This window comes from Sphingomonas sp. PEI4, from assembly GCF_056679955.1.
This window is the reverse complement of record NZ_CM155258.1, coordinates 3,503,953-3,529,812: the sequence shown is the minus strand read 5'-3', so window position 1 is coordinate 3,529,812 and position 25,860 is coordinate 3,503,953. Positions and strand designations below refer to the sequence as shown.

The 25,860-nt window shown below is 66.0% G+C and carries 25 protein-coding genes and 1 riboswitch; of the genes, 15 read left to right on the top strand and 10 right to left on the bottom strand.

Translation table 11 applies throughout. From position 1 onward, the window contains the following. The first annotated feature begins 6 nt into the window (after positions 1-6). Positions 7-1,323, top strand: a complete 1,317-nt coding sequence (locus AC1MLZ_RS16355; protein WP_480959397.1) for a metal-dependent hydrolase family protein — start codon at positions 7-9, stop codon at positions 1,321-1,323. A gap of 30 nt (positions 1,324-1,353) precedes the next feature. On the opposite strand, the gene AC1MLZ_RS16350 is transcribed toward AC1MLZ_RS16355, so the two are convergent. The 9 genes from AC1MLZ_RS16350 to AC1MLZ_RS16310 form a co-directional block, all read right to left on the bottom strand. Continuing rightward, positions 1,354-2,121: a ThuA domain-containing protein gene (locus AC1MLZ_RS16350; protein ID WP_480959396.1), complete on the bottom strand. Its 768-nt coding sequence runs from the start codon at positions 2,119-2,121 to the stop codon at positions 1,354-1,356. 66 nt (positions 2,122-2,187) lie between these two features. Beyond that, complete coding sequence (locus AC1MLZ_RS16345) at positions 2,188-2,865, bottom strand: spermidine synthase (protein ID WP_480959395.1); 678 nt, start codon at positions 2,863-2,865, stop codon at positions 2,188-2,190. Positions 2,866-2,899: 34 nt separating this feature from the next. Beyond that, entirely contained in the window at positions 2,900-3,898 is a 999-nt protein-coding gene (gene rsgA, locus AC1MLZ_RS16340) for a ribosome small subunit-dependent GTPase A (protein WP_480959394.1), read from the bottom strand. Between the two features lie 105 nt (positions 3,899-4,003). After that, a complete protein-coding gene (gene pnuC / locus AC1MLZ_RS16335; RefSeq protein ID WP_480959393.1) occupies positions 4,004-4,552 on the bottom strand; it encodes a nicotinamide riboside transporter PnuC in 549 nt (182 codons plus the stop codon). After that, positions 4,549-5,694, bottom strand: a complete 1,146-nt coding sequence (locus AC1MLZ_RS16330) for a phosphotransferase enzyme family protein (RefSeq protein ID WP_480959392.1) — start codon at positions 5,692-5,694, stop codon at positions 4,549-4,551. The genes pnuC and AC1MLZ_RS16330 overlap by 4 nt, the downstream gene beginning before the upstream one ends. Position 5,695: 1 nt before the next feature. Further along, positions 5,696-7,939: a TonB-dependent receptor gene (locus tag AC1MLZ_RS16325; RefSeq protein ID WP_480961590.1), complete on the bottom strand. Its 2,244-nt coding sequence runs from the start codon at positions 7,937-7,939 to the stop codon at positions 5,696-5,698. Positions 7,940-8,058: 119 nt separating this feature from the next. Beyond that, positions 8,059-8,168: riboswitch (TPP riboswitch) on the bottom strand. A gap of 47 nt (positions 8,169-8,215) precedes the next feature. After that, on the bottom strand, positions 8,216-9,331 hold the full coding sequence (locus AC1MLZ_RS16320; protein WP_480959391.1) for a glycoside hydrolase family 130 protein: 1,116 nt from the start codon (positions 9,329-9,331) through the stop codon (positions 8,216-8,218). 120 nt (positions 9,332-9,451) lie between these two features. Continuing rightward, the gene (locus AC1MLZ_RS16315; RefSeq protein ID WP_480959390.1) at positions 9,452-10,210 is read right to left on the bottom strand and encodes an SDR family oxidoreductase; all 759 of its coding nucleotides are present in this window, start codon (positions 10,208-10,210) and stop codon (positions 9,452-9,454) included. Positions 10,211-10,269: 59 nt separating this feature from the next. Then, positions 10,270-11,151 carry an alpha/beta fold hydrolase gene (locus AC1MLZ_RS16310; protein ID WP_480959389.1) on the bottom strand — a complete coding sequence of 294 codons (882 nt, stop codon included), beginning with the start codon at positions 11,149-11,151 and terminating at the stop codon, positions 10,270-10,272. A 37-nt stretch (positions 11,152-11,188) separates the two neighbouring features. Here AC1MLZ_RS16310 and AC1MLZ_RS16305 point away from each other — a divergent pair, with 37 nt between their 5' ends. Then, positions 11,189-12,550 (top strand): protein adenylyltransferase SelO family protein, encoded by a 1,362-nt coding sequence (locus AC1MLZ_RS16305; protein WP_480959388.1) that lies wholly within the window; start codon positions 11,189-11,191, stop codon positions 12,548-12,550. A gap of 278 nt (positions 12,551-12,828) precedes the next feature. Here the strand turns inward: AC1MLZ_RS16305 and AC1MLZ_RS16300 are convergent, their stop codons facing one another. After that, on the bottom strand, positions 12,829-15,741 hold the full coding sequence (locus AC1MLZ_RS16300; RefSeq protein WP_480959387.1) for a M16 family metallopeptidase: 2,913 nt from the start codon (positions 15,739-15,741) through the stop codon (positions 12,829-12,831). 286 nt (positions 15,742-16,027) lie between these two features. On the opposite strand from AC1MLZ_RS16300, the gene AC1MLZ_RS16295 reads away from it, so the two are divergent. The 13 genes from AC1MLZ_RS16295 to AC1MLZ_RS16235 all read left to right on the top strand — a co-directional run bounded on the left by AC1MLZ_RS16295 (position 16,028) and on the right by AC1MLZ_RS16235 (position 25,755). Further along, positions 16,028-16,765, top strand: coding sequence for an aspartyl/asparaginyl beta-hydroxylase domain-containing protein (locus AC1MLZ_RS16295; RefSeq protein ID WP_480961589.1), 738 nt, complete (start codon positions 16,028-16,030; stop codon positions 16,763-16,765). 152 nt (positions 16,766-16,917) lie between these two features. Further along, positions 16,918-17,490: a NifU family protein gene (locus tag AC1MLZ_RS16290; RefSeq protein WP_480961588.1), complete on the top strand. Its 573-nt coding sequence runs from the start codon at positions 16,918-16,920 to the stop codon at positions 17,488-17,490. Further along, a complete protein-coding gene (locus AC1MLZ_RS16285) occupies positions 17,490-18,077 on the top strand; it encodes a malonic semialdehyde reductase (protein WP_480959386.1) in 588 nt (195 codons plus the stop codon). Before AC1MLZ_RS16290 ends, AC1MLZ_RS16285 begins: the two co-directional genes overlap by 1 nt. A 120-nt stretch (positions 18,078-18,197) precedes the next feature. Continuing rightward, positions 18,198-18,815 carry a tRNA (adenosine(37)-N6)-threonylcarbamoyltransferase complex dimerization subunit type 1 TsaB gene (tsaB, locus tag AC1MLZ_RS16280; protein ID WP_480959385.1) on the top strand — a complete coding sequence of 206 codons (618 nt, stop codon included), beginning with the start codon at positions 18,198-18,200 and terminating at the stop codon, positions 18,813-18,815. Continuing rightward, positions 18,815-19,303 (top strand): GNAT family N-acetyltransferase, encoded by a 489-nt coding sequence (locus tag AC1MLZ_RS16275; RefSeq protein WP_480959384.1) that lies wholly within the window; start codon positions 18,815-18,817, stop codon positions 19,301-19,303. The genes tsaB and AC1MLZ_RS16275 overlap by 1 nt, the downstream gene beginning before the upstream one ends. Before the next feature lie 74 nt (positions 19,304-19,377). After that, positions 19,378-19,800: a Fur family transcriptional regulator gene (locus AC1MLZ_RS16270; RefSeq protein ID WP_056047123.1), complete on the top strand. Its 423-nt coding sequence runs from the start codon at positions 19,378-19,380 to the stop codon at positions 19,798-19,800. After that, complete coding sequence (locus tag AC1MLZ_RS16265) at positions 19,736-20,521, top strand: lysophospholipid acyltransferase family protein (RefSeq protein ID WP_480959383.1); 786 nt, start codon at positions 19,736-19,738, stop codon at positions 20,519-20,521. The genes AC1MLZ_RS16270 and AC1MLZ_RS16265 overlap by 65 nt, the downstream gene beginning before the upstream one ends. Before the next feature lie 302 nt (positions 20,522-20,823). Continuing rightward, complete coding sequence (gene miaB / locus AC1MLZ_RS16260) at positions 20,824-22,140, top strand: tRNA (N6-isopentenyl adenosine(37)-C2)-methylthiotransferase MiaB (protein WP_480959382.1); 1,317 nt, start codon at positions 20,824-20,826, stop codon at positions 22,138-22,140. Between the two features lie 483 nt (positions 22,141-22,623). Beyond that, complete coding sequence (locus tag AC1MLZ_RS16255) at positions 22,624-23,628, top strand: PhoH family protein (RefSeq protein ID WP_480959381.1); 1,005 nt, start codon at positions 22,624-22,626, stop codon at positions 23,626-23,628. A gap of 50 nt (positions 23,629-23,678) precedes the next feature. After that, positions 23,679-23,936, top strand: a complete 258-nt coding sequence (locus AC1MLZ_RS16250; protein ID WP_480959380.1) for a type II toxin-antitoxin system VapB family antitoxin — start codon at positions 23,679-23,681, stop codon at positions 23,934-23,936. Continuing rightward, on the top strand, positions 23,933-24,328 hold the full coding sequence (locus AC1MLZ_RS16245) for a type II toxin-antitoxin system VapC family toxin (protein WP_480959379.1): 396 nt from the start codon (positions 23,933-23,935) through the stop codon (positions 24,326-24,328). The genes AC1MLZ_RS16250 and AC1MLZ_RS16245 overlap by 4 nt, the downstream gene beginning before the upstream one ends. A 9-nt stretch (positions 24,329-24,337) precedes the next feature. Continuing rightward, entirely contained in the window at positions 24,338-24,847 is a 510-nt protein-coding gene (ybeY, locus tag AC1MLZ_RS16240) for an rRNA maturation RNase YbeY (protein ID WP_480959378.1), read from the top strand. 8 nt (positions 24,848-24,855) lie between these two features. Continuing rightward, positions 24,856-25,755 carry a hemolysin family protein gene (locus AC1MLZ_RS16235; protein WP_480959377.1) on the top strand — a complete coding sequence of 300 codons (900 nt, stop codon included), beginning with the start codon at positions 24,856-24,858 and terminating at the stop codon, positions 25,753-25,755. Positions 25,756-25,860 lie beyond the last annotated feature (105 nt).

Genomic DNA, 25,860 nt, shown 5'->3' with positions numbered 1-25,860 from the left:
GAGAGAATGATGATCAAGGCATTGCTGATCGGGCTGGCGGCAACCGTCGCGGTACCGGCACTGGCGCAGACCAAGCCCTCGACCACGACGTATATCCACGCGGGCACGCTGCTCGATCGTCCCGGCCAGGCGCCGCGCGGCAACACGACGATCATCGTCCGCGACGGCAAGGTGGCGGAGTTGCGCGATGGCTTCGTCGCGCCCGAGCAAGGCGCGACGCTGGTCGATCTGCGCAACGCCTTCGTCCTGCCGGGGCTCGTCGACATGCACGTCCATCTCTGGGGCATCGGCGGCGATCCGATGCGCGCGCGGCTGGAGGCGCTGAACCGCGACCGGTTCGACGACGAGATGACCGCCGTCGCCAACGCCCGCACGACGCTGAACGCAGGCTTCACCTCGGTCCGCGATCTCGGCGGCGATCCGCGCGGCATCCGTGCGCTGCGCGACGCGATCGACGCGGGGACGGTCGAGGGACCGAGCATCACCAACGCGGGCGAGATGATCTCGGTGACCGGCGGGCACGGCGACGGCGGCAACGGGCTCGCCGAGGAATTTGCCGACATGGTGCATGCCAAGGAAGTGAACCTGTGCGACGGCCCCGACGATTGCCGCCGCGCGGTGCGCGCGCAGGTCGCGCTCGGCGCCCGCGTCATCAAGTTCGCCGCGACCGGCGGGGTTCTCTCGAACGTCAGCGGTGGGCTCGGCCGGGCGATGACGCCGGAGGAAATGCGCGCGATCATCGAGACTGCGCATACGCTGGGTCGCAAGGTCGCCGCCCATAGCCATGCGACCGAAGGCACGCGCGCGGCGCTGGAGGCCGGTGTCGATTCGATCGAGCACGGCACCTTCCTCGACGCGGACACGATCAAGCTGTTCAAGACCACGGGCGCTTATCTGGTGCCGACCGAGATCGCACCGGTCGCGGCGCTCGCACAGGCGCGTGGCGGCGCCTTGCCCCCCGCGACGATCGTCAAGGCCGAAGCCGCCGCCGCGGCGATGGCCGACAGCCACCACCGTGCCTACGTGGCCGGCGTAAAGGTCGCGTTCGGCACCGATACCGGCGTGTCGAAGCATGGCGACAATGCGACCGAGTTCGCGCTGATGGTGAAGAACGGCCTCACCCCGACGCAGGCGATCGCCGCTGCCACCATCGGCGCCGCCGACCTGCTGGGACGCGATGACATCGGCACGCTCGCGCCCGGCAAGACCGCGGACATCATCGCCGTGACGGGCTCGCCGCTGCAGGACGTCACGCGGCTCGAACACGTCGATTTCGTCATGCACCGCGGCAAGATCGCCAAGACGCCGGCGGGCGGCGGGTGACAACCAGCATCGACCGCGCGGCGCCGGAGGTCAGTGACGCTGGCCCCGGCCCGTCGCGGCCCAGTAGATTCCGCCCAGCAGGTGCTGGAGATAGCGCTCGTCGCGATACGCCTCCGCATCGTGGCCGAGCAGCGTGACGAACACCCGCCCCTTCTCATACCGGTGATACCAGGCTTCGGGGTGGTCCTTCCCCATCGGCTTCGCCACCTGGCCCGGCCAGATCCTGGTCGGATCATAGCTCGTCTCGTCCACCGTCAGCACCGTATCGATGGCGACCGCAAACGGATTGCTCGTGACGTAGAATTCATCGCTCCAGATCCAGCGATCGGGCACGCCGAACGCCGCCGGAAAGCTCTTGTCGACCACGGTGACGACGCCGGTCTGCAGCATCGGATGATTGACGAAACTGCGACCGACCAGTCTCTCGTACCACGGCCAGCCGTTCTTCGGGATGATCGCGGCGCGGTGCACGACGATCGCGTTGCCGCCACCACGCATATACGCCTCGAAATGCCGACGCTGCGTCTCGCTCAACTGTTCCGCCGGCATATTGAGGAACATCACCGCCGCATATTGCTTGAGGTCGCGATCGAACACCGCAGGGTCGCTGGTCCACTCGACGTGAAACGCATGCAGCTTTGCGAGGTGCTCGATACTGTCGCGCGCGACCGGGATATATTCGTAATGATATTTGCTCGGGGTCGCGATCACCAGAACCCGGAACTGATCCTCGGCGAAGCCGACCGACGGGATCATCAGGAAGACGATCGCGAGAAGCGCTCGAAAAGCCGCGGTCATCATGTCCCCTTCGCGTCGCCAAAGCGCCATATAGCGATCGAAGCGCCGCCTATGATAGCACCGCGCTCAATCGGCCGAGGTGGCGAACCAAATGACGTGCCGCGGTCCCTTGCCGTTGCTCCGTGCCCGGACGACGACCTCCTCGGTGCGGAAGCCGGACGAGGCGAGACGACGGACGAAGACCGGATCCGGTGCCGCGGACCAGATCGCCAGGACGCCACCGGGGGCAAGCGCCCGCTTCGCCGCAGCCAGTCCCCGCGCCGAGTAGAGCCGGTTGTTGTCGGTCCGCGTCAACCCGTCGGGGCCATTGTCGACGTCGAGCAGGATCGCGTCGTACATCGACGGCGCCGCCGCGATCGCCGCGCCGACATCGCCCTGCACCAATGTCACGCGCGGATCGTCGAGACAGCCCGCCATCAGCGTCGCCATAGGTCCGCGTGCCCAGTCGATGATCTCCGGCACCAGTTCGACCACCGTGATCCGCGCGTCGCCACCGAGTGCCGCCAGCGCCGCGCGCAGCGTGAACCCCATGCCGTATCCACCGATCAGCAGATGCGGTCCCAGTCGCTTCCCCAGCCGTTCACAGGTCATCACCGCGAGCGCCTCTTCCGAGCCCGTCATCCGCGTACTCATCAATTCGGCGCGATCGAGCAGGATCATGAAGTCGCCGCCACGACTGTACAGGCGCAGTTCTTCGCCGCCGCCCGGCACCGTCGCCACGGCAATCAATTCCCGAGGTGTCATCCTGCGCTCACGTCCCTGGATACCGAGCCCTGCATCAATGCGGCCGCCGCCCGGCCGAGCGCGCGGCATTGGCCTTCTCTTCTGCCGCAAGCTTGCGCCAGCGCGCGAACCGGTCCGGCGCCAGCGTGCCGGCCTTGATCCCCGCCTGGACCGCACAGCCCGGCTCGACGGTGTGCGAACAGTCCGAAAACTTGCACGCCTGCGCCGCCAGTTCGAAATCGTCGAACACCTCGGCGATACCCGTCGACGCGTCCGACAGCTGCAGTTCGCGCATGCCCGGCAGGTCGAGCAGCCAGCCGCCCTCCTCCAGCCGGTGCATCTCGCGCACGGTGGTCGTATGCCGTCCCGTCGAATCGCCCTTGCGGATCGCCTGGGTAAGGATGCTCGCCGACCCGCGCAACGTGTTGACGAGCGTCGACTTGCCAACCCCCGACGAGCCGAGAAACGCCACCGTCTTGCCCCTGCCGCACCAGGCCGCGAGGTGTGCGACGCTGGCCGGATCGCGCCCGTCGATCGCCTCGACGCGCAGCCCCGGCTCAATTCCCAGCACCGCCGCCACGAACGTCTCCGGGCTGTCCGTCAGGTCGATCTTGGTCAGGACAACGACCGGGTTCACGCCAACCTCGCGCGCGAGCACGAGGTAGCGCTCGATTCGCGCGACGCTGAAATCCTGGTTGCACGAGGCGACGAGGAACACCGTGTCGACGTTGGCGGCGATCATCTGGTCCTTGCGTGGATCGGCCGGCGATCGCCGCTTGAACAGGTTCATCCGGTGCAGCACGCGAACCGGCTCCAGCGTCGCGTTGTCGATCAGCAGCCAGTCGCCGACGGTCGGATGATCGTCCGACGGCAAGGCACCGGGGATATACGGCGAGACGAAACGCTGGCCGCCATCGCCTGCGACCGCGATCTGGCCGCGGTGGACGGACATCACGCGGACCGGATGGCAGTGCGCCGCTTCGTCGTTCGAAAGCTGCACGCTGAAATGGTCGTTCCAGCCAAGATCCAGCACGGTCTCGGTCGGCGGTGTCATAAGGGCGTCATCGGGCTGCGGCATCGGATATCATGGCGGCTCGGCTGCCATCATCCGCGCCGATAGGCAAGCGACGAGGTCGACGCCCCCTCGGCAACACCGTCGCTACGCCGCCCGCCAACGCCGATACCCCATGACCGCAAGCGCGATCATCACCGCGTAGAGGCCCGCCGTCGGCATGAGCCCCTTGACGACGAACATCCCGACATAGAGCACGTCGACCACAATCCAGAGCAACCAACTCGCGGCGTGGCGCCGCGCTGTCCAATATTGCGCGACCAGGCTGAAACTGCTCAGCCCGGCATCCATCCAGGGCAGTGCGGCATTGGTGTAGCGACTCATGGACCAACCGATCGCGAGCGCGCCGACTGCGCCAGCCGCCAGTCCAGCCCAAGCCTGCGCGGGATGCAGCGGCCTTACGACGATCTCGCCGGTATCGGCCTTGCCGCGCGCCCACGCGATCCAGCCATAGACGATCGCGATCCCGAACAGCGCCTGCAGGACCATGTCCGCATACAGGCGAACGTCGAGGAAGAGCTTGAAGTACAGGGCGCAGGCGACGAAATTGACCGGCCAGCACAGCATGCGTCGCGTCGCGGTCAGCCAGATGCCCGCGAAGCTGACGACGACGGCGGTGATTTCGAACCACGTCATCGGACCAGGTTCCCGCCATCGATGCGCTGGAGGAAGTCCTGCCCGGCTGCGGACAGGAACCAGTCGGCATGACCGATCAGATAGTCGTCCCACGCCAGCATCGCGGAGTTCGAGTCGCCGACGATGCCGGCAAAGTAATCGATTTCCGACAGCGCGAACTCGATATGGACCAGCGGCAGCAGGCGGACGATCGTCGCGATGTCCGCGCGACTCAGCGGCAGGATCGTCGCATAGCCCGACAGGAGCGCGATCGCGGCCTCCGGGTCCGCAATCGCCGCGTCGTCCCCCTGCCCCAGCTTCAACCACTGTACCGCGGTCCGCTCGATCGCGGTGGCGATATCATGGACGGCGCAGGTGCGATCGGCGAGACCGAAGTCGAACACGGTTCGCACGCTGCCGTCGGCTGCCCAGAGCAGGTTGGACGGATGCCAGTCGTTGTGAGTCCATAGCGGCACTTGCGCGGCCAGCAGCACGGAAAGCCCGCCACCCAACGCTCCGAACAGTCTCGCAACGTCACGCCGCCACGACCGAGCTGCGAGGGCCGCGGCCAGTGTGGGACGGGCGGCGACATAGGCTTCGGCCGCCGCGATCGGATCGGTTGCGGGCAGGATCGTGAAACTCGCCACGAGCGGCTGCGGTCGACGCGCCGGAGCCGCAAAATCGCGTGCGGCACGGTGCAGCGTCGCGAGGGCGACACCCGCGGCATGCGCGTGGGCGTGCGTGAAGAACGGCGTCCACGACAGGCTGTCGCGGTACAGGTCCGCGCCGGGCGCCTCGCGAAAGAGTTCGTACGACCATTCGCCGCTCGCAACTGCACTCCCGCCGTCTGCGGTCGCCATCACTTCGGCGACGGAAACGCCGGTACCGGCAAGATGCGCGATGAATGCATGCTCCTCGGCCAGCCCTTCGATCGAGCGGACGCGAGCGTGATGACGTTTCAGCAAGAACACGCCTTGGGTCGCGTGAACCAGCGTCGCCGCGGAGAACGGTCGCGGGGAATGCCAGTGCAGCCCGGTCATCCGCCCCGCCGCGGGAAAGCGAGCGAGCACCGCCTCGGCTTCGTCCGCGGTTATCGCAGGCCAGGTCGGCGCCTCCATCGCGGTGCCCATGCCGTGAACCAGATGCATCGGCTGCGTCGCCATCTCAGAACGCCCGTGAGATCGTCGCCATGACCGCAGCACCGCTCCCGATGTAATAGGCGGGCGGCGACCCGGCGATGACCGTGCCGCCACGGCCGATCGTGTCCCGCGCATTGGTGCTGACCGACTGCACGCCGGCAAGGACGTGCGGATCGGTGACGTTGATCGCATTGACGCGCAGGTCGGTGCGCTTGCCGTCGAGCCAGTCGGCCAGGTGCATGCCGACCGACAGGTCGAGCGTCGCATAGCCCTTGATGCGTTCGTCGTTCATGAAGCTCGCATATTGCCGGCCGATATATTTCGACGCGACGCTGCCAAAGAAGCGGCCATCGTCATAGATCCCGCCGGCGCCGAACTGGACGGTCGGGCTGGACACCGCGTGCTTGCCTTTGGTCGGCAGGAAGTCCGCGCCGACCGGCAGATCGTCGTCGATCCGCGCGCGCAGATATTCGCCCGAAAGATACAGGCTGACCCCGGCGACCGGACGGTAGTCGATCTCCGCATCGACGCCGTACGAGGTTTGACCACCAGCGTTGAGCGTCGCGTTGACCTGTGCGCCGCCCTGGTCGAGCACGGTGGCGAGTTGGCGGTTGCGGAACTTGTAGTGGAAGCCGGTCACCGAGGCGGAGAACTGCTCGCCGATGAAGCGATAGCCGATCTCCTGCGAGACCGAATATTCGTTCTTGAGCGCGTTCGTCCCCTGCACGACCACCTCGCCACCGTAATAGCTGTTGTAGAGCGTGAACTCGTTGGGCGTGCGGAAGTTGGTGGTGATGTTGGCGAACAGCTGCTGGCGATCGTCGAGCCGGTAGTGGATCGCGGCCCGCGGCAGGGCAGCGAAGCTGTCGTTGCGAACCTTGTCCTGCGGGCCGGGCAAATAATTGCGGCCGTTGCGCAGGACGTTCACGCCCTTGAACCCGGCATCGATCGTCAGCCGCGGCGTGAGCGCGATGCTGTCGGCGAGAAAGAAACCCTTCGTGACCGTCACGGTGCGCTGGTTCTCATAGGCGAGCAGGCGGCCGTCAGCGGTGCGGATCGCCTTGGCGCGGTAGCCCCAACGGTCGGTCGGCTGCCCGTTTTCGTCGACCGAGGTGTACGACTGCGTGACGCGATCAGTGCCGTAATCGAACCAGAGCCCGGCGGTGAGCGTGTGTGCGCCGGTCTTGAAGGTGAGCTTGCTGACGTTGCCGGTCCGCATCTGGTCGCCGGTATAATTGCCAAGCACGGTCGCCACGCCGTCGACCGCACCGGGCAGCTCGATCGGCGCTGCCAGTTCTTCGGTGCCAAGGAAGTTTCCTTCGGTGGTCAGCTGCGTCCCGTAAGGCGAGTTGCCGTAGCCGAACTGGAGATAGGTGGTGGTGTCGAGCGCAAGCCGATCGGTCAGCGCCAGATGCACCGGCGCGGAGGCGTAGAGGTTGCGGAACGGCGCGCGGTACAGGCGCCAATAGTTGGTGTTCCCTGCCGTGTAGCGCTTGTCGTAGTTGAACCCGCGACCCTGCGCGTTCCACTCGGCGAGCGTCGGGCTCGGATAGCTCGACGAGTTCGCATCATTGTACGACAGCGCGAGGCTGGCGCGGTTGCCGGCGCCCCATTCGCCCAGGATCTTGGCGTCGATATGTTGGCGCGTGTCGTAGCCGGCACCCCGCCAATTGTCGGCGCGGGTGTTTGAATAGGACAGGAATGCCTTCAGCCCGGTATTGCCGATCGTCCCGCTATCGACGCGGAAGAAGCCGCGCCGCGCCGCATAGCTGCCGAGCGACAGGTCGACGAGCGCACCGGGACGCGCCTTCGGATCGTCGAGCGACAGCGACAACAGCCCGCCTGCACCGCCGAGCGTGGGTGAATCGATATCGACCGACCCTTGGGCGAGCGAGATACGCTTTAAATTCTCCGGGTCGGCGAACTGCGACGGGTAGGCGTAATAATAGCCGATGTCGTTCTGCGGTGCGCCTTCCATCAGCACGCCGATCTCGTCCTGGCCGAGACCGCGCAGCGTCAGGCTCGAACTCGTCGACAGGCCGTACGGATCGCTCGACGCGACGTTCGCGCCGGGCAGCAGCGTGACGAGCTGGAACGCGTTCAGCGTCGGCGCCTGCTTGACGATGAAGTCGGCGGAAATCGCACTCTGCGCGCGCGGCACCTTCTGGTCCGGGAGCAAACCGGCCGGGTCCTGCTTACCGACCACGCGGATTTCGGCGGGTTCGACCGGCTCGGACGCGACCTGCGCCCCTGCCGCACTGGCGGCCAGGGTTGCCGTCAGGGCCAACGCGACCCGGAGGGCAGGACGGCCCCGCGCTACCAATGCGCGCGTCACAACGAAAAACCAGCACTGAAAACCGTCACGTCCACTCCAATCGGAGGGACGACGGGCCAGCCGCAGACCCTCCCTACGCCGGTATAAGCCGGATCAGGTTCAGCGGGTCATGGGCTGCTGCCCACCTCTCAGCCGCACATCAGCGGCCCCCCGGGGATAGCGCCGCTTAGGCGGTCCGGGGTTACGTGGAAAGCGCTATCGCGCATCGGTTTACGGGGCGGCGGCGAACACGTCCTTGCGGATATGCGTGATCCGGCACGCCAGATCGGCCTCGCCGCTCGCGACGACGTAAAAGTCGCCCGCATCGGCGATGCCCGTCGTGAAGACGACGTTATCGACATACATGCTGTCCTTCAGCGGCTCGGTCAGCGCCGGGTTCGGTTCCAGCAAAGCGGTGTGATCGGTCGCGACGGTGGTCGAGGGGTCGTCCTTGTCGAGGATCGACCAATAGGTCCGGTAGATGCCGACCACGCCCGACGGCTCGACACCGTGCCACAAGGTCAGCCAACCGCGATCCGTAAGAATCGGCGGCGAACCACCGCCCATCCGCGCGGTCGACACGGTCGCCGCATGCGGCCGGATGCCGGGCTTGTCGTGCGGCTTCCAGTGCAGCGCATCGGGCGAGCGCGACAGGTTGATCGAAGGCCCCGCGCGCCACTCGCTATTTGGCGGATACGCGAAATACAGATCGCCGAGCGGCCGCGTCTGCGCCCAGTATTGCCCCTCGATCAGCCCTTCGAAGATCAGCATGTCCTTGTTCTGATGATCGAGGACAATGCCCTCGAGCTGCCAGTCGAGCGCATCGGCGGACGAATACAGCGTCGTCGAATGTCGCTCCGGGCTGACCGAACAGGTTGTCATCAGATACCGATCCCCAACTTTCGAGATCCGCGCATCCTCGACGCCGTAGCACTGGTACGACGTCCGCGGCGCGATCGCCTTGTCGTAATGCACCGCGACGACCGATCGTCCCTCAGGGTCCAGCTCGACCGGCAGCAACCAGGACAACGACGTCAACGCCATCACCTTCCACCCGCCCCCAGGGATCAGGAACTTGCGAGGATCCTTCGTATCAACCATCTGCAACGGCCACGCATCAAGCAGGTACGCGCCATCCTGCCAGCGGATCGCGTGGACGTTGCCGCCCTTGACCGGCTGCTTCAGGGCTTCGGCGACGCGCACCATCAGCAGCAGATTGCCGTTCGCCAGCCGCGTCATCCCCGGATTGAATGCACCCAGCACATAGGTCTCGGCGCCGACCTTCCCCGCCAGCGGCGAGCGCGACAGGTCGATATCGGCGGGGGTGAAGACGAGCTGGTCGAACATGCTATTCTCCTTGATACGTATTCCATCTGTGTTCCCCCGCGAAGGCGGGGGCCCAGGGCCACGAACGCTGCCCTATCGTACCCTGGGCTCCCGCTTTCGCGGGAGAACTAGAAGGAGAGGTTATTCCCCCTCAAGCGCCCGCGGTACGATCACGATCTGCTGGATCACCGAGCGCGTTGGCTGGGTGAGCACAAACTCAACCCCCGCCGCGATGTCCTCCGCGCGCAGCATCTGCTCCGCCTCGATCATCTGGCGCTGCTTGTCGTCGGGCACGTCGGGATACTGCATGTTCGAGCCGACCTTGCCGGGCTCGACGAGCGAAACCTTGACGCCCTTCGGCCCCAGCTCACGCCGCAGCGCCTCCGAGAAACCGGCGATGCCCGACTTGATCCCGGCATACACCGTGGAGCTGGGCCCGAGGACGTGGGCGCTCATCGAGCCGATGATGACGAGGTCGCTGATCGGCGTCATCCGGTGCGCCGCATGGTGTGCGCTGAGCAGATACGCGGTGAAGTCGACCGCGATCGCATAGCGCAGTTCGTCCTCGCTCATCTGCATCAGCCCACCAGCCGCGACCGCTGCGTTGACGACGGTGATGTCGAACCCGCCGAGATACGCTTCGCCCGCATCGAAGAACGCGCGGACCTTGTCGGGATCGGCCAGCTCGGTGACCATCCCGTCGCCCTCGCCGACCTGCCGAATGTGCGTCAGCGCGTCCTGCAGATACCGCTCCTCGCGTCCGCAGATGAAGACCTTCGCGCCGTTCGCTGCAAGCGATACCGCGATCGCCCGGCCAATCCCGGTCGTCCCCCCGGTAATGATCGCGCGGCGGCCCTTCAGCGGGCGGACGGTCGTGTGGAGGTCGGCGCGTTCGGTCATCGAGGTTCCCGGCTTGTCAGTAACGTCCACGCTCAACGCGCAGCCCTAGCGGGGGGTCCCTAAGCGCGGATTGCGGCCCCCTCAAGCGCGCGCGCCAGCAACCGGTCGATCGGATCGTGCAGCATCGGTTCGCTCAACGTCGGCGCATGGCCCACGCCGGGCACCGTCACCAGTTCGGCATGGTCGAGCGATGCCGCCATCCGCTCCGCCGTCGGCGCCGAGAGCAGATCGGAGCGCCCACCGCGCACGATAAGCGTCGGCACGTCGCGGAGCGAGGCCAGCGCCTGCCACATGTCCGGCCCCGCCTCGCTCCCCGGCACGCGGAACGGCTCGGCGATCTTCAAATCATAGTCGAGCACGATCCGACCCGAACTGTTCAGCCGATACAGCCGCTTGGCCATCGCCAGCCAATCCTCGATCTGCCAGTCGGGATACACGTCGCCGTTATTCTCCGCGACGCAGCGCGCGGCGTGCATCCAGGTCGGGAAGACGCTCGCCTTGCCGACATAGCCGCGGATTCGTGACAGCCCTTGCGCATCGATCTCCGGACCGACGTCGTTGAGCAGCGCCGCCATCATCCGGCCCCGCGACGGCCCGGCCATCAGCATCGTCACGATCCCGCCGAGCGACGTGCCGAACGCGATGTACCTGTCGATCCCCTGTTCGGTCAGCAGCGCCTCGACGTCCTGCACGTACGTCAGCGGCACGTACGACATCGGATCCTTCGCATACGCACTCTCGCCGCGCCCGCGCAAATCCAGCGCGATCAGCCGCCAGCGCCCCGCAAGCCGCGCCGCCAGCGCATCGAAATCGCGCGCGTTCCGCGTCAGGCCGGGCATGCAGATGATCGGCGGCTTGCCCTCGGACCCGCCCGGATAGTCCCGCGCGTGCAGTCTCAGCCCATCATTGGACCACCAATAGAGGTTTTCGTAAGCGGCCATGGTTGCGTCCTTCGGGTAGCGCCCACCATATCGCCGCATGCCCATCCGCCCGCAAGCCTATCGCCCCGAAGCAAAGCTCCTCGATCTGGGCGACGGTTTCTTCGATCCCGTCGCGCCCGCTGACTTCCCCGAGACCCGGCTCCGCTTTCGCAACGATCGCGCCGCCGCGCAGATCGGCCTCGACGCGCTGACCGACGACGAGTGGAACCGCCATTTTGGCCGGTTCGAGCCTCTGCCCGACACGCTCCCCCAGCCGTTCGCGCTGCGCTATCACGGCCACCAGTTCCGCAGCTACAACCCCGATCTCGGCGACGGCCGTGGCTTCACCTTCGCCCAGATGCGCGATGATCGCGATCGCCTGATGGACCTCGGCACAAAGGGCTCGGGCCAGACCCCGTGGAGTCGCGCCGGCGACGGCCGCCTAACCCTCAAGGGCGGCGTCCGCGAAATCCTCGCGACCGAGATGCTCGAGGCGCTCAACGTCCCCACCTCGCGCACGCTGTCGCTTATCGAGACCGGCGAGCAACTCCAGCGCGGCGACGAGCCCAGCCCGACCCGCTCCGCCGTCCTCGTCCGCCTCAACCACAGCCATGTCCGCATCGGCAGCTTCCAGCGGCTCGCCTATGAACGCGACGAAGCCGCCTTGCGCAAACTCGTCGGCTACACGCTGCGCAACCTCTACGACGAGGACAGCGACGACCCGGTCCGCCTGCTCGACCTCGTCGTCGGCCGCACCGCGCGTCTCGCCGCGCGCTACATGGCCGCCGGCTTCGTCCACGGCGTGCTCAATTCCGACAACATCAACGTCACCGGCGAGAGCTTCGATTACGGCCCATGGCGCTTCGCCCCGACCTGGGACCCAGCCTTCACCGCCGCCTATTTCGATCACCAGGGCCTGTATGCGTTCGGCCGCCAGCCCGAGGCGATCCACTGGGACGTGATGCAGCTCGCCGTCGCGCTCCGTCAGATCGCCGGGAGCGACCCGCTCGTCGCGGCACTCGACCAGTTCGGCCCGCGCTACCAGCCCGAAGTCACGCAGGCGATCCTTTGGCGCCTAGGCGTCCGCCCGCGCGATCCGGACACCGACCGCGACCTCGTCCAGGCCACCGAACGGGCGCTCCGCACCTCCGGCGTCGGCATCGACCGCTTCTTTTTCGACGCATTCGGTGGAGACCTGCCCGCTTCCTACACCGAACCCTGGACCGAGGTCCGCGCCGCACTGCGGTCCTACGAGCCCCGCAAGGACCGCTCGCACCCCTATTGGTCCGGCGCACCGTGCAGCATGCTGATCGACGAGGTCGAAGCGATCTGGACCCCGATCGCCGAGCATGACGATTGGACGCTTTTGGATGCCAAGGTCGCTGCAATCCGCTCGATGGGCAAAGCGCTCGCCACCTGAGCGTTGAATCACGTTTGCAATTTACGACTGAGGCTTTGTCGAGTCGCAGGGGGCAAGAGCTGGTATAAGCAGACCGCCTCTAAATGGGCTGTGATCAAGCCGCTGTTGCCCCCAAGATCCGTGACACGTCGCACGGGTGATGATCGTCATGTCTCGACGAGATCTTGTGGGTGTACGGCAGAGCACGCCGCGGCCCCCGCCCCAGCAGCCTAGCACACGGACCACGTGCTACAGACGCTTTGCCCGAACTCGATCCTGTCCGACGACGGACCACGCGCTCATTTTTTGGTTGGCACTGCGGCGGGCACCACCGCCATCGTCCAGTCCTTCTCCGGCCGCAGATACTTTGCCGCGGTCGCCTGCAACTCCACCGGCGTCGTTGCCACCAGATCGCTCGCAATCCGCTGCGTCGCCGCGATCCGTCGCGGGTCGAACGTCGCCCCGCCAAGCTGCTGCAACCAGAACTGGTTACCGGTCGAGGCGCGCAGGATATACTGCCCCATCGGCTTCTTGATCCGGTCGAGCTCGTCCGCCGCGATCGGCGTCGACACGAGTTCCGCCGCGATCTGGCGAGCGATCTGGAAGAAGAACGACACCTTGTCCGGCGCGACCTGCCCGATCGCGACCATCCGCCCGCCGGTCGTCATCCCGACCGGCCACTGGCTCGATACGTTGGGGCTGTAGCTCGCGCCCGCCGCCTGCCGCAGCCGCTCGAACAGCCGATCGCTGAATACCTGCGCCAGCACGTCGAGACGTCGCGCCTCGACGATATTGTCGATCCCGCCGCCGGTCGGCCAGGCGATCACTGCCGCCGCTTGGTTCTCAGGGCCGGTATGCGCGCGCATCACGGGCGTCGCATTATGCGCAGGGAAACCAACCGGCGCACCGACCGTGGACACCGCCGTCCGCGGTTTCATCGCCCCGAACGTCTTGCCGACCGCCGCGATCGCCTCCTCCGTCTTCACGTCGCCGAAGATCGAGACCTCGATCGGTCCGGTCTTCAGGATAGGCTCCCAAAACGCGCGGAAGTCCTTCGCATTCAGCGCCTCGACGGTCGGCTTGGACGGCGTTCCCCAGCGCGGATCGCCCGCACGGAGCAACCCTTCAAGGTCTCGCGACAACACGCCGTCGGGCGACGAGTCATACCCGGCAAACCCGGCCAGCGCAGCCACCCGAGCACGCGCCACCGGCGCCGGATCCCAGGCAGGGAATGCGAGCTTCGACGCCATCAACCGCAACTGATCCGAATAATCCGCCGGCGACGTAATCGCGCCAAGCGTGAACGCATCGTCGTCGATTCCGAAATCGAGACCGATCCGGCGCCCCGCCGTCAACTGGTCGAGATCACCCTGGTCGAGCTTGCCGATGCCGCCTGCGACCAGCGCGAGATCGCCCGCCCAAGCCGGCGTCGGCCGGTTAGAGGGTATCGCGGTATAGCCACCACCGAACCGCACGCGCACATACACGCGCCCGGTTTCGCCGGCGTTCGGGAACAGCAGCAGGCGCGTGCCGTTGGCGAAGTTCACCTGCTCCATGTCGAACGCGGTGATCTTCTCGCGACTGGCGACCGTCCCGGGTTTGCCGAGCGACGGCAGCTTCGAGAAATCGACCGCACCTTGCGCGCGACGCTTCCCCGCCAACCCCGACACATCCGCCTTCAACGCAGTCTCCAGCTTCGCCGCCGCGCCCGCATCAGGCGTCTGCGTGTTCACGAGCGCGCGAGTCGCAGTGCCTTCGAAGATCGCCTTGCTCGACGCGAGCAGCGTGGCGGGCGTGAACATGCCCTTCGCCTTGGCGTCCTGCAAAATCTTGTAGGAGGTTTCAGGCCCGGCCACCGTCTCGCGGATGTCGAGCGCGCCGACCATGTCGTCCGCCTGCTTCGACCCCGCCTCGACCCGCGCGGTCTCCACGCTGGTCCGCATGATCGTGTCGAAATCGGCGTATTCGCGGTCGACTTCGGCCTGGCTCGGCGCGTTGGTCTGTGCGTCGGCGATCACCGCGCGAACGTCCTTCAACGCCGCTTCCCAGTCTGTGCCGATCGGCACGATGTTGACGCTGGTGAGGTTCGCCGAGCGCGACACGTCGTCGATCGACACGCCTGCCTGCAGGTAACTACCGCCGGCGCGGGCGCGCGTTTCCAGCCGCCGGCTGATCAGCCGCGTCGCCAGCACATCGACCAACCGCTTCTGGTTCATGATAGCGGTGTCGTCCTTATACTCCCACGGGCGCACCACGCCGAGCGTTACCACCGCTGGAATCGCCGGTTCGGCGATCGTCGCGGAGACCGGCGCCTTCGGATCGGGCTTCCCAAAACTGGGTGCGGGCGTAAACGGCCCGACGCCCTTCCAATCCGCGAAGTTCTTGACGATCAACCGTCCGAACAGCGCCGGATCCATGTCGCCCGAGATGATGACGACGGTGTTCTCCGGCCGATACCAGCGATCGTGGAACGCCTTCACGGTCGCGCCGGTCGCCGCCTCCAGCGTCTTGATGTTGCCGATCGGCGAGCGATCCGCGAGCGGCTGTCCGGCGAAGAACGTCGAGCGGATAGCATCGCCGAACCGCACCTGCGGCCCCGGCTGCTCGCGCTGTTCCGCCAGCACGATCGGACGCTCGGCGGCAACCGACGCGTCCGTGATCGTCGGCTTCTCCATCATGCCCGACATGATCTTGAGGCTCTCGTCGAGCCCCGACTCGGTCGCGGACGGAAGGTCGAGCTTGAACGTGGTCGAGGTCGGCGTGGTCTGCGCGTTGGTATCCGAGCCGAAGGTCGCGCCAAACCGCTGCCAAACCCGTTTCGCCTCGCCGTCCGGCACGTATTCCGAGCCGCGGAACGACAGATGCTCAATGAAATGCGCGAAGCCGCGTTCGCTGTCGGTCTCGTTCAGCGACCCCGCGTCGATCCGCACGCGCACCGACACCTGGCCCGGCGGCACGCCGTTCTTGCGCACCGCAAACCGCATGCCGTTCGGCAGCGTGCCGAACTTCCACTCCGGATCACGGGTGAGATCACTGCCCTTGTAGAGCCACGCGGTCGTATCGATCCCGCTCAGTTCGGGAAGCGTCGGCGCTTCCTTCGCGGGGGTGGATGCGGCCTGTTGTGTCGCCATCTGGCCGCTCGCGGGGATCGCGAGGCCAAGGATGACGGGGAGGAGGACGGGAGCGCGGTACAAGCGCGAGAAAGACACCATGGCGCATCTGTAGCGGTCGCAGGCGTCGCTCGCCAGTGCCCCGCCTTCGCACCGAGCACGCCGATGCCATCATTTCGTCCAACACTGCCGGTATATCGTGCCCGAACAAGGGGATCGGCGCCGCGACGCGCCGGGATGCAGGGTAGAGATGACGGTCGAAGCCGAACTGGGCCACGAACTGGGGCAGTCTTCATTGTGGCGGGATTCGGGCGAGCCGGCCGTGCGCCGCAGCGCGCGCGTGCCCGATCTGAACGTCATATCCGGTGCACCGAAACCCGGCGCACCGATGGTCGCCGACGCCAACCGCCCGTTGATCATCCGCGTCGGCAAGCACCTGCGCGGCGTGTTCGACCGAATGATCGCCTCGTCCTCGCTGGTCGCCAACGACCCGGTGCTCGACGTCCGCGACTTCGCCTGGACTGCGGGCCTGCGCGAGAACTGGGCCGCGATCCGCGACGAGGCGGTGCATGTGGCGCTGCAAGGCGAGGCATCCCCCAGCCTCGCGACGATCTCGCCCGATCACCGCTCGATCGCCGAGATCGACAAATGGCGCTCGTTCTTCCTCTACGGCTACGGCTATCCGATCGAGGAGAGCCTCGCGCGCTGCCCCAATACCGCCGCCGCCGTCGCGCGCATCCCCGGCCTGAACAGCGCGTTCTTCTCGATCCTCGCGCCGGGCACGCACATCCCCGAGCATCGCGGCGTGACCAAGGGGCTCATCACCTGCCACCTCGGCCTGATCGTCCCGCGCGACGGCGACGTCCGGATGCGCGTCCACGACCGCACCGTCCGCTGGGCGGAAGGCGAAACGCTGGTGTTCGACGACACCTACCAGCACGAGGTCTGGAACGACACGACCGGAACACGGGTGGTGTTGCTGATCCAGTTCGAACGCCCCCTGCGCAATCCCGGCAAGTGGATCGCCGACCTGTTCCTGAAAATCGTCCGCCGCTCCGCCTTCGTCCAGGACGCGGTCCGCAATATCGGCAGCTGGAACGCCGCGGTGAAACAGCTCGACGTTTAATGTTCTCCCGCGAAGGCGGGAGTCCAGTCTTGGCTCCCGCCTTCGCGGGAGAACAGTCTTTCTCCGGGGAACGCCCCTCCCCACACCCCCCGAAAGAAACCGTTTCCCGTTCCGCGCTTGATCCCCCGCCCCCGCCGGGCCACATGACCCTCATGCTCATCGAAACGGAATCCACCCCAAACCCCTCGACGCTGAAGTTCCTGCCGGGACGCACCGTCATGGAAGCCGGCACGCGCGACTTCGCCACCCCCGAGGAAGCCGAAGCGAGTTCGCTCGCCGATGCGATCTTCGGCCTCGGCGACGTCACCGGCGTGTTCTTCGGTCGCGATTTCGTATCGGTCACCGCCGCTCCGGGCACCGCATGGTCGGACCTGAAGCCGGACGTGCTTGCGATCCTGCTCGATCACTTCTCTGCTGCGATGCCGCTGTTCCGCCCGGCGAGCGCAGGCTTCTCGGTCCCGAGCGAAGAGGCGATCCTCACCGACGACCCGGCCGATGCCGAGATCGTCGCGCAAATCCGCGAACTGATCGACACGCGCGTCCGCCCTGCGGTCGCCAACGACGGCGGCGACATCGTCTATCGCGGCTTCGACAAGGGCAAGGTGTTCCTCCAGTTGCAGGGCGCCTGCTCAGGGTGCCCTTCGTCGAGCGCTACGCTGAAGAACGGCATCGAGCAGCTGCTGAAATATTACGTCCCCGAAGTCACCGAAGTGAGAGCCGTCTGATGATTCTCGACGATAGCGTACTCGACGCCGTCTTCCGCGAAGCGCGCAGCTACAATGGCTACACGGATCAGCCCGTCGCCGAGTCGGAACTTCACGCGATCTGGGACCTGATGAAGTGGGGGCCGACGTCCGCCAACCAGCTCCCGGCGCGCCTGATCTGGGTGGTCAGCGACGTGGCCAAGCAGAAGCTGGCCGATGCGTGCAGCGCGCAGAACCAGCCCAAGATCCTCAAGGCCCCCGTGTCGGTGATCATCGGCATGGACACCAATTTCCACGAACATCTTCCCGAGCTGTTCCCGCACGCCGATGCGAAGTCGTGGTTCGACGGCAACGCGGAATTGCGCGCAGCGTCCGCCTTCCGCAACTCGACGTTGCAGGGCGCCTATTTCATCATCGCCGCGCGGATGCTCGGGCTCGACACCGGGCCGATGTCGGGCTTCGACGCGGGCAAGGTCGATGCGGCGTTCTTCCACGACACGCCGGCGGTGCGGACCAACTTCATCTCGACGCTCGGCCACGGCGATCCGGCGACGATCTTCGCCCGCTCGCCCCGCCCCGATTTCGCGAAGTTCAACAGAGTCGCTTGAGGCGGGACCTGCTCCCTCTCCCCTGCGGGGAGAGGGTCGGGGTGAGGGGCAGTTGGGAAGGGCAGCGCTCGCGGCGCCCCTCACCCTGCCCTCTCCCCTGAGGGGAGAGGGTAAGAAGTAATGCGCACTTTAGTCATCGAAACATCTACCACCGCCTGCTCGGTCGCACTCATCGAAGGCGGCGCGATCATTGCCCGCGCGCACGAAGTCGTCGGCCGCGGTCATGCAGAGCGCCTCATCCCGATGATCGCCGAGCTTCCCAACGGCGGCCGCGCCGACCGCATCATCGTCGATTGCGGCCCCGGCAGCTTCACCGGCGTCCGCGTCGGGATCGCCGCCGCGCGCGGCCTCGCGCTCGGCTGGGGTGCGGAAATCGCCGGTTTTTCCTCGCTTCCCCTCATCGCGGCGGCTGGTTTCGCTGACCAACCAACCCACGATGTTGCGGTGATCATGGAAGGCGGGCATGGCGAGGTCTTCATGCAAGCCTTCTCCGCCGATCTGTCGCCGCGATCCGACATGATATCGCTGAAGCCCGACGCCGCGCTCGCCGCGCTGGCAGGACGGCGCGCGGTCGGCAACGGCGTCCGCTGGCTCGCCGCGCTCGACGACAGCCTGGACCTGACCGAAGCGCTCCCCGACGCAGCCTCCGCGATCCTGCTCTCATCAACACTCACCGCGCTAGCGCCAAGCCCAATCTACGGCCGCGCGCCAGACGCCAAGCCGTCGGTGCCGAAATAATGGCCACGCGCCAGGCCGCCACGCGCACCGTCACGCTCCGCACCGGCGACGCGCGCGATCTTGCGATCGTCGACGCGCTGATGATCGACGCGTTTGACCCGCGTTACGGCGAGGCCTGGACGCGCAGCCAGTGCCTCGGGGTGCTCGCGCTGACCGGGGTCCATCTCACCCTCGCGTTCGTCGACGACTTGCCCGCCGGCTTCACGATGACGCGGTCGGTGGCCGATGAAGCAGAACTCCTGCTGATCGCGGTCGCCCCGGATTATCGCCGCCGCGGCGTCGGCACGGCTCTTATCCGCGCCGCCATCGCCGATTGCTCGGTCGGCAACATCGCCAAGCTCCACCTTGAGGTCCGCGCGGGCAACGATGCGGTCAAGATTTACGACGCGCACGGCTTCACGAAGGTCGGCGAACGCCGCGCTTATTACCGCGGCAAGACCGGCGTAGCGTACGACGCACATACATATTCGAAAGTTATCAACGCCTAAGGCTTATTGCGAGTCACTATCCCTTTTCGCAACAGAGCGAACGCCCTACATGGGGATCAACAAGGGAACGACACATGCCGCGCAAGATCGATCTGGAAGCACTCTGCAACGAGAAGGGCCTGCGCATCACCGAGCAGCGCCGCGTCATCGCGCGCGTGTTATCGGAAGCCGACGACCATCCCGACGTCGAGAAGGTCTATGAGCGCGCGTCGCAGATCGACCCCGGCATCTCGATCGCGACGGTGTACCGCACCGTGCGATTGTTCGAGGAGGCCGGCATCCTCGACCGCCACGATTTTGGCGACGGCCGCGCACGGTACGAACCCGCGCCGGAAGCGCATCACGATCACCTGATCGACGTCGAGAGCGGCAAGGTGATCGAATTCGTCGATCCCGAACTCGAGCAGTTGCAGAAGGCGATCGCGGAAAAGCTTGGCTTCCGCCTGGTCGATCACCGCATGGAACTCTACGGCGTCGCCCTCACCCGCAAGGACTGACGCGATCGGCGCGATCCGCCTTGGCGCGCGACTGGCCGCGCTAGTGCTGGCTCTGATTCTGGCGCTGCCGTTGCATGGAGCGTGGCGACTGTTCGGGCAGAAGTCGCCATGGCCACCACGCTTCCTGGGGTTGGTCGCGCGGATCGTCGGCGCCAGAGCCCGAGTCGAGGGCACCCCACTCCGCCACGACGTCGTCTTCGTCTCGAACCACCTGAGCTGGATCGACATCCTGCTCCTCTCCGGCGCAACCGGCAGCGCGTTCGTCGCGAAATCCGAACTCCGCGCGGCCCCGCTGGTCGGCTGGCTCTGCACGCTCAACCACACCATCTTCGTGAGCCGCGCCGACCGCATGGCCGTAACCGCGCAGATCGCCCAGATCCGCGACGCCCTCGCCGCGGATTGGCCGGTGACCCTTTTCCCCGAAGGCACGACGGGAGACGGCACCGCTCTCCTCCCGTTCAAGGCCGCGCTGCTGGCGGCCCTCGACCCGCCCCCGCATAGTGTGAAGGTCCAACCCGTCCGCGTCGATTATGGCACGGCGACGAGCGAACTTGCCTGGGTCGGCGACGAGCCCGGCCAACACCACGCCGCCCGCGTCCTGAAGCGCAAGGGCAGTTTCGCGGCTACGCTCAACTTCGCCGAACCATTCGATCCCGCAGAGTATGGCGACCGTAAAGCCATAGCAGCCGAAGCACGCCGCCGCATGGAAGCACTAGCGTAGAGTGTTTCCCCGCGAAGGCGGGGATCCAGACTGGACTCCCGCCTTCGCGGGAGAACAAGGAGGGAAGCTCCCACCTATCGCCAAACTGAAACACCACCCCGGCGAAGGCCGGGGCCCAATTGGGGGACGTTGCTGGTGAAGGTCTGTGCTCCGTTACTGCGACCTTTCCAATTGGGCCCCGGCCTTCGCCGGGGTGGGGCATGATGCCGCGATAGTGCCTGATGCCGGCGAGGCGTGATGCCCGGGAGGCACCTCAACAACGCCCCCTCCCCCCGCCCGCACAAATTTGGTACGGCCCCCGCATGTCCCCTCCCAAAACCTTCCACGTAAAATCCTTCGGCTGCCAGATGAACGTCTACGACGGCGAGCGCATGGCCGAACTCATGGTCGCCCAGGGCCTAACCCAGGCCGACGCGGTCGACGCGGACGTCGTCGTCCTCAACACGTGCCACATCCGCGAACGCGCCACCGAAAAGGTCTATTCGGACATCGGTCGGCTGCGGAAGGACCAGCGCCGCAAGTCCGGCAAGACGCCGATGATCGCCGTCGCCGGCTGCGTCGCGCAGGCCGAGGGCGAGGAAATCTTCACCCGCGCGAAAGTCGACATCGTCGTCGGCCCGCAAGCCTATCACAACCTCCCCGATCTCGTCGCGAAGGCCGCAGCCGGCACGCCCTCGCTCGACACCGACATGCCGCTGCTGTCGAAGTTCGGCGCGCTCCCCGCCCGCCGGAAGGTCGCCCCCTCCGCGTTCCTGACGGTGCAGGAAGGGTGCGACAAATTCTGCACCTACTGCGTCGTCCCCTACACTAGGGGCGCCGAGATCAGCCGCCCGTTCGCAGCCATCGTCGACGAGGCGAAGGCGCTAGTCGACGCCGGCGCGCGCGAGATCACGCTGCTCGGCCAGAACGTCAATGCTTGGTCGGAGAATGAGCGCGGCCTGCAAGACCTGATCCGCGACCTCGATCGCATCCCCGGCCTCGCGCGCATCCGCTATACCACCAGCCACCCCAACGACATGACGCAGGGCCTCATCGACGCACACCGCGACATCGAGAGCTTAATGCCGTTCCTTCATCTGCCCGTGCAAAGCGGCAGCGACCGCGTGCTGAAAGCGATGAACCGCAGCCACACCCGCGACTCCTACTTGCGCCTGCTCGACCGGGTCCGCGAAGTCCGCCCCGACATCGCGCTGTCGGGCGATTTCATCGTCGGCTTCCCGGGCGAGACCGACGCCGAGTTCGAGGACACGTTGAGCCTGGTCGACGCGGTCGGCTACGCACAGGCGTACAGCTTCAAATACAGCCCCCGCCCCGGCACGCCTGCCGCCTCGATCGTCGAGCAGGTTCCGGAATCGGTCATGGACGAGCGCCTCCAACGACTCCAAGCCGCGCTCAACCGCGACCAGCACGCCTTCAACGCCGCCACCGTCGGCCGCACCTGCTCGGTCCTGCTCGAACGTGCGGGCAAACTTCCCGGCCAACTGATCGGCAAATCCCCCTGGCTGCAATCGGTCCACCTCATCGGCAACCACGCGATCGGCGATCTCGTCGACGTGACGCTGGCGGCTGCGGGCCCCAATTCGCTGACCGGCGTGGAGCGCGTGCGCGAGGCGGCTTAACGGCGACGGTCGGTGACCTCAGAAACCGTCGTTTCCCAAAGACTCCGTCACCCCGGACCTGTTCCGGGGTCCACCGTGCCGCAAACCAACCGTTCGGAGAGCACGCTGCGCTGTGGATGCCGGAACGAGGCTCTCCTGAGCTTGTCGAAGGGCCCGGCATGACGGAGGGTAGTAAATCAAATGCGGAGCCTGATACCGCCTGTCGTTGAGCCGTCCAGGCAACGCTAACACGCCATCGCTCGCACTCCCGCGATTTCGCTGTCCTACACCGCGATCGCCTGTCACACTCGCCTCCGATGCAGCTTCGCCCACGCGACTCGAACCATCTTTCGGCCAGCGCTCCGGCGCGGCTTGAACGCGTCGCTTGGCGTGCTCATCTTCAGTCCGACGCCACCTCGATCGCACTGTGCGTTGGCCTAACCCGGGCTAATCTTCTTTTCCAAAAGCCCATTTTTTTCAAAAGCCTGCCCCTGAAAGGACCGCATGAGCCGTAAACCCGTTCCCGCCCAGTCCGGTGACCGCGCCCGAGTCGAGCTTCTGTTCGACAAGCCCCAATTGCTCGTCCGGCTGTTCGGCCAGTACGACCAGAACCTGGTGGCGCTCGAGAATCGCCTCGGCGTCTACATCACCGCGCGAGGGAACAAGATCGGCCTGGAGGGCACCGCCGAACAGGTCGCAAAGGCCCGCGACGTCCTCCACGATCTCTATGCCCGCATCCAGCGCGGCGAGGACGTCGACACCGGCCTCGTCGATGCGTCGATCGCGATGGCGGACGAGCCCGTGCTCGAAGGCATCATCCGCGCCGATGCCGGCGGCGGCGCTGCGCCCCCGATCATGATCCGCACGCGCAAGAAGACGATCGTCCCGCGCACGCCGGCGCAGGCGCACTACATGCGCGAACTGACCAACAACGACATGATCTTCGCTCTCGGGCCGGCAGGCACGGGCAAGACCTATGTCGCGGTCGCGCAAGCCGTGCAGCAGCTCATCAACGGCAGCGTCCAACGCCTGATCCTCTCACGCCCCGCGGTCGAAGCCGGCGAACGCCTGGGCTTCCTTCCCGGCGACATGAAGGAGAAGGTCGATCCCTATCTCCGCCCGCTCTACGACGCGCTCTACGACTGCCTCCCCGCCGAGCAGGTCGAACGCCGCATCGCGAGCGGCGAGATCGAGGTCGCACCGATCGCCTTCATGCGCGGCCGCACGCTGGCGGATGCGTTCGTGATCCTCGACGAAGCACAGAACACCACGCCGGCGCAGATGAAGATGTTCCTCACCCGCTTCGGCCAGAACAGCCGCATGGTGATCTGCGGCGATCCGAAGCAGGTCGACATCCCCGGCGGCGTCGCCGCCTCGGGTCTGGCCGACGCGGTCCGCCGGCTCGAAGGTGTCGAGAGCATCGCGATGTGCCGCTTCACCGTCGGCGACGTCGTCCGCCACCCGATCGTAGGCCGCGTCGTCGAGGCCTACGAAGGAACCGATGGTTGATAACGGGGATATCCCGGACTATATTTCCAGGATATCCCCGGAGACCGATAATGGCATCTCTCTTTATCAAGGACCAGGAAACTGCGGCGCTGGTAAGCCGGGTCGCTGAACGCAGCGGCATGACCAAGACTGCGCTTGTAAAGGAACTGGCGACCGCGCGAGAAGCCGAACTCGATCGCGCCAAGCCGCTCCCCTCCGTACGCGAGAAGCTGGAGAAGTTCTGGCGTGAGAACCCGTTGGGCAATCCAACCGGGCTGAAAGCGGACAAGGCGTTCTACGATTCGCTTTACGACGAGGATGACGATTGACGATTTTTCTCGATGCTTCGGCGCTCGTCGCGTTGACCGTGAAAGAGCCCGAGGCGCAGGCGTTTATCGATCGTCTCGATTGCGACGAAAACCGGATATACTGCGCAGTCGGCGCGTGGGAAGCCTCGATCGCTATCGCGCGAATCCGCTCCGTTACGCCGCTGGAAGCAAACCGCGCGCTAAAGCTGCTGGTGTCGGATCTCGATATTCGGCTGGTGCCGATCGGCGAACACGAGAGTGGCCTTGCGATCGCGGTGCACGAAACATACGGCAGGGGCTATCATCCCGCCAAGCTAAACATGGGCGATTGTTTCGCCTATGCCTGCGCGAAAACCAATGGTGCGGAACTTCTCTACAAGGGCAATGATTTCGCCCAGACCGATCTCGCCTGAAGGACCCGCATGCTCGAAATCGCGCTCTCTTCCGACGCCCCCTGGCCAGACCACGACTGGGACGCCCTCGCGCTTCGTGCGGCGACGGCGGCGATCGAGCGGACGCCGCACGGCGAACTCCTCACCAGCACCGCGACCATCGAAATCTCGATCCGGCTCGCGTCGGACGACGAAGTCCACACGCTCAACAAGCAGTATCGCCAGAAGGACAAGCCGACCAACGTCCTGTCCTTCCCGATGGTCCAGCCCGACCTGCTCGACACCGTCAGTCAGAATTCGGACGACGGCGAGGTCCTGCTCGGCGATATCATCCTCGCGCATGGCGTCTGCGTCGCGGAGGCTGCCGAGCGCGGCATTTCGGTCGAGGATCATGCGATGCATCTGATGGTGCACGGCACGCTGCATCTGCTAGGCTATGATCACATCGACGATGACGAGGCCGAAGGCATGGAGCAGATCGAACGCGATGCGCTCGCTGCCCTTGGTCTCCACGACCCCTATTTGATAACAGAGGACTGACGACCACGATGGCCGATGGCCCCAATGCCGGTAGCGGCGATAGTAGCGACAGTATCTGGCGCGGGCTCAAGGGCCTGATCTTCGGTGCTCAAGATGAATCCCTCCGCGACCAGCTCGAGGACGCGATCGACCGGCACGAAGGTGATCCCGCCCCCGATGCCAAGGGCGATCTCACCCCGCTCGAACGCCAGATGGTCCGCAACCTGCTGCACTTCAGCGAGCGCGATGCCGGCGACGTCGGCGTGCCGCGTGCGGACATCATCGCGGTCGAGGAGGACACGCCGTTCGCCGATCTCGTCAAGCTGTTCGCAGAAGCAGGCCATAGCCGGCTGCCGGTCTACCGCGACAACCTCGATACGATCATCGGCATGGTCCACATCAAGGACGTCTTCAACATCCTCGCAACGGGTGCCGAACATCCGACATCGATCGCAGGGCTGATCCGCGAGCCGCTCTATGCGCCGATGTCACGCGGTGCGCTCGATCTGCTCGCCGACATGCGCCAGAAGCACGTCCATCTGACGATCGTGCTCGACGAATATTCGGGCACCGAAGGGCTGGTGACGTTCGAGGACCTGATCGAGGAGATCGTCGGCGAAGTCGAGGATGAGCATGACGAGGCACCACAGGTACTGATGACGCCGATCGAGGGCGGCGCCTGGGATGCGGACGCGCGCGCCGAACTGGAGGATGCCGCCGAGTTGATCGATCCGCGTCTCGCGGAGGTCGATGGCGATATCGATACGCTAGGGGGGCTGGCGGCGTTGTTGGCCGGCCACGTGCCCCAGATCGGCGAGTGCGTCGATCATCCAAGCGGCTGGAAGCTGGAAATTACCGACGCGGACGAGCGCCGCATCAATCGCCTGCGCCTTCATCCACCGGTGGTCCCGGTCGAGGACGACGACTGACCCCATTTCCGTTCGCCCTGAACAAAGTCGAAGGGTAGGCCCAAAACACGCCGGGTCGTACCGATGCGTCGCAGGAGCAGACCGATGCGATCTCTTTCGCACCGC